This window comes from Priestia aryabhattai (genome assembly GCF_023715685.1).
Taxonomy (GTDB): Bacteria; Bacillota; Bacilli; order Bacillales; family Bacillaceae_H; genus Priestia; species Priestia aryabhattai_B.
In genome coordinates this window covers 1-385 of the sequence record NZ_JAMBOQ010000101.1, presented here as the reverse complement: position 1 = coordinate 385, position 385 = coordinate 1, and the positions used below count along the sequence as shown (strand labels likewise).

The following is a 385-nucleotide window of genomic DNA, read 5'->3' as shown; positions in this document are numbered from 1 at the left end:
AGTTCACCCATGCCGACAGGGGCCCCTTGCTATCGGAAGCTGACGGCGCCGCGGGCGGAGAGGAAAGCAAGCGGCCCGGCGCCCGCTCGGGCGTCATGAGCGGCTTGTTGTCGGCCGACGGATCGACGTGGTCACGCACCTGCTTGATCGGCGCGGCGGACTCGCTCGCGACCCGTTGCTGCGTAACATCCACACGGTGCTGTGCGTCGGTCACGATTTGGGGCATCGGCGTCGCAACATCCAGGGGTGTCGTATCCACTGGTCCAACCGCACCTGCAAAACGCTGGAACGACGCGGGGGCACTTGCACCAACGCCGGACTGGTTGCGTTGGTCCTGGCGAACGACGTCGATGCCGCTCGCAGGGAGAGTAGACCCATCACGAGC

Annotated in this window: 1 protein-coding gene; it reads right to left on the bottom strand. The window is 66.2% G+C overall.

The window, feature by feature from the left end; all coding sequences use genetic code 11:
• The coding region (locus tag M3225_RS29170) for a hypothetical protein (protein ID WP_251400797.1) at positions 1–259 on the bottom strand (259 nt) is incomplete at its 3' end.
• Between the last annotated feature and the right edge of the window lie 126 nt (positions 260–385).